This window comes from Bacillus cereus group sp. N8 (assembly GCF_016483685.1).
Classification (GTDB): Bacteria; Bacillota; Bacilli; order Bacillales; family Bacillaceae_G; genus Bacillus_A; species Bacillus_A proteolyticus.
Map to the genome: position 1 here is coordinate 1 of NZ_JAEHBK010000092.1, position 3,436 is coordinate 3,436.

The following is a 3,436-nucleotide window of genomic DNA, read 5'->3' on the forward strand; positions in this document are numbered from 1 at the left end:
CATAATTTCAATAGCTTGTTTTGCAATCCATAAATGTGTACTTTTATCAGAATGATACGGAGCTTCTGCAGACCATCTTGCAGTAATAGGATCATTCTCAGTTAAATCAATTTGATCGAGATGAGCATAGCTAATTTGAGGAGATACTCCTAAAATAGTTAAAGTCACTCCAGCTATACATAGTGTTGATGCGAATTTTTTCATTTTTTTATTTCCTTTCTAAATATGAAGATTCTTATGCGAATCTTCATCATATTAACCTAATATCAACAGGTAAATATCTCTAATAAAAGTGCGGTTAGCAAAGGCTAACTGCTTAATATTTCTCTTAAAGGGATACAGCCACATCGATCAACTTAAAAGTTTTAAGTAGACACTAAACAATAATTTACTTTCTCTACCTCTAGTTATATATAAAATCGCGTCTTATTTAAACATATATTTTTATGCAATTTCGCATATACAAATATAGGGAATCGAATAACCTTCCATTTATTGTATTAATGAATGACCGTTGTCTTTAGATAATTAAAATTATGATATTTTAAAGAATTCAGACGTAAAATTCATGCAAAAAAGAGCACCGCTATCTGTAGACGGTAAACGTAAAGCAACTCCAAAATATATAATAAAAGTTGACTTTGGTTTGAATCTTGAGATAAGAAACAGACTTAATGGATTATATATGACTATTTTCTTTTTGGGAGGAGCCTTTGGTTCATGGATTGGAAGTTATACTTACTATAAATTTAATTGCGAAGTAACTTTGCTCATACATAGCAAAAAGTGATCAAACTTTATTTTAAGCCTACATTAAAATGACTCAAAAACTCTTAGCGTGGGGTTTTTCCGAAATGCTGGCGATACCCCATCACCATCAAGCTAAGGGTATCATGACGGTATATGCGAGTGTATTTTTTGGGAATTTCTACGACTACACTAAAAATGTGCATAACAAATAAACCTACCAAAAGGTGTTTTGAAAAATATTATGCGACTTTGAAACTCTTTAACAACGTACACTCAAACATAACGCCGAGGATATCAAAGACTGTTTTCTTTTCGTAACGATGAGATTTCCGTCCGTTTTTCTCTAAAAGGTTGAACAGACGTAGGAAAATCTTTGATAATTCTTGGGTGCCCCTTTGTAATCCTTGGTAAAACAATAGATAATAATTCTTTATCATATAAATGGATTTGTATTCACTTAACTCTTTCTTTTTCTTATCCAAGAGTAACTGACGCATTTTAAACATAGTAGATGTACAGAGTAAAATGCTAATAAGTTGCCCATATAAATGGCATTCTAAGCGTTCCTTCTTAATTTCTTTGCACTTGTGAATTTGAAAGAAAGATTTCCATGTTTTGAACAAAATTTCAATTTGCCAGCGTAATGAATATAAATCATGGATATGTTTCGTTGGAACATTTTCTGCAGAAAGATTTGTAATATACACGTTGATTCCACTCAACCGTTTACTTCGTTCTTTGTAGGTAATACCTTTCTTTTTTTCTTTTTTGGCTTGTTCCTTCAATCTTTTCTCTGTTTGTTCCTTTGTTAATCGATGAATAATAACACGCGCTGGTAATTTTTGATACTGTCCAATGTATGCTTCTGAAATTTCTAGTGTTTGACCAGGGGGCAATTGATTCATGAGTTCTTCCATATCTAATTGAATATAGAGTGTTCCTTTCTTCACGGTCCCGTTTCGAAAATACTCTGGCTCATCATTCTTACGATAGATTCGAGAATTTAATTTCAAACGTGATACATAGTAAGCTCCTTTATCATGGATCTTCTGTAAGTCATGTAAGTCAAAATAGCCTAAATCTCTTATATACAAGTCTTTTGGTTGAATGGTTTTCAGGCTTTTTGAACCAAAGGTTTTATCATTTTCTCTTCCTTCTCCTACATAAACGTACAGGAACTTCCCACTCAATAAGTCATACTCCAATTGAATTTTGACACCGGCCGTATGACTACTTCCACCTGAACCTTGATAATGTGAAGAAAACCTATCTGGAAGCTGAAATGTTGTAGAATCTAGAATTCGAATGCGCTTAAATATCGTGGTATATTGATGAATTATTTCTTGTGTTGAATGAATTCTTTGGGTTAGAAGGTTAGCTAGAACTTGTTCAAGAAACTTTACTGCGGAAGCATTAAATCGTTGATTAAGTCCTTCAGGACTGATAAGAACACCTGTAGATACTTCTAGACAGCTACATAATTGCGTGAGTGATGTACTTGCGACTTGTTGACTAAGCCATACACATAAAGCAACTAACTCCTGTGCTTGATATTTACTCTTTCGCTGAACAAATCCTTTTTCTTTGGCTAGGAGTTCTAGATTATGAGGTGACATATGTCGTTGTAATTCTTCAGCAATCGGTTGAAGTTCGTCAAGAATTGAAAGATTCATAAAGAAACGCCATCCTTTCCTATAATTCTACAGAAATCACTTCATTGTTGCTGTATAGGTAGTGTAAAATCTTAGCTTAATATCAATCTAACGTGATCCAAAATGGCGGACAACCTACATCAGATAAAATACCAAAATATACCTTTAAAATGATATAATAAAATATAGAATACTATACATGAAACTACAGGAGGCTATTAATGGATAAAATTTTTGAACATATGAAAACCAGGTTTATTTTAATGTGGGCTATTATCTCTTTTGCAATAATGATATTTATTTTGCCTTTATTATTCACAGAAATTCCTAAAGATGTAAAGTTGAATATTGCTCTTATTATTTCAATTTATGCTATTCCTATGTTTTGGATTGGTTTTAAATTTAAAAGATATAATATCTCGTTTAAAACTTACTTGTCAAAACCATCTTCCTTTTCTTTCAGAAAAATTTTTGCATCAGCAATTATGACTATGATTTTCGGGTTAGGTATGTTATTGCTAATCGTAATGGTATTCTCATTAATACCAAAGAGCACTTCGCTAGAGGATACAAACGAAATAATTAAAACACAAAGCATGTGGTTTGTTTTAATGAAAGCTATAACTCTTTCTTTCATTGCTCCTATCTGTGAAGAAATTTTGTTCAGAGGCTTTATTCTTAGTCGTTTTACATATAAATTCGGAATAAAAAAAGCAGTTATATTCTCTTCCATCTGCTTCGGTGTTTTGCATCTAAACAATGTATTTGGAACCACAATATTCGGGATTATTTCTTGTTTGATGTACTTAAAAACTAAAAGTTTATTCCCTTCTATAATAGCTCACATGGTAAATAATATAATTGTAGCTTCAAGAGATATCTTTTCTGCTTTAAAATCTACAACTACAAGCACATCTTCAGCACAACCTGAATTAACTATCATTCTTTTAATGTCTGTTGTGCTAATAACAATTGGATTAATGTGGATTATTCCTTTTATTAGAAGACATTCTGAACTATTAAGATATGATAGT

Annotated in this window: 2 protein-coding genes and 2 pseudogenes; 2 read left to right on the forward strand and 2 right to left on the reverse strand. The window is 31.9% G+C overall.

Annotation, left to right across the window (positions count from 1 at the left end):
- Nucleotides 1–204: pseudogene (locus tag JDS80_RS30420) on the reverse strand (zinc dependent phospholipase C family protein); the annotation flags it as partial.
- A gap of 427 nt (nucleotides 205–631) precedes the next feature.
- Between JDS80_RS30420 and JDS80_RS30425 the strand changes: the two are divergent.
- Nucleotides 632–790: pseudogene (locus JDS80_RS30425) on the forward strand (MFS transporter); the annotation flags it as partial.
- Nucleotides 791–989: 199 nt separating this feature from the next.
- On the opposite strand, the gene JDS80_RS30430 reads toward JDS80_RS30425, so the two are convergent.
- Entirely contained in the window at nucleotides 990–2,423 is a 1,434-nt protein-coding gene (locus JDS80_RS30430; protein ID WP_199640786.1) for an IS4 family transposase, read from the reverse strand.
- Between the two features lie 200 nt (nucleotides 2,424–2,623).
- Between JDS80_RS30430 and JDS80_RS30435 the strand changes: the two genes are divergently transcribed.
- On the forward strand, nucleotides 2,624–3,436 hold an 813-nt coding region (locus JDS80_RS30435; RefSeq protein ID WP_199640787.1), incomplete at its 3' end, for a type II CAAX endopeptidase family protein.

Bases quoted from the DNA above. Each gene is read 5' to 3' on its own strand.
- JDS80_RS30430 (WP_199640786.1), bottom strand. From the start codon at position 2,423: ATGAATCTTTCAATTCTTGACGAACTTCAACCGATTGCTGAAGAATTA.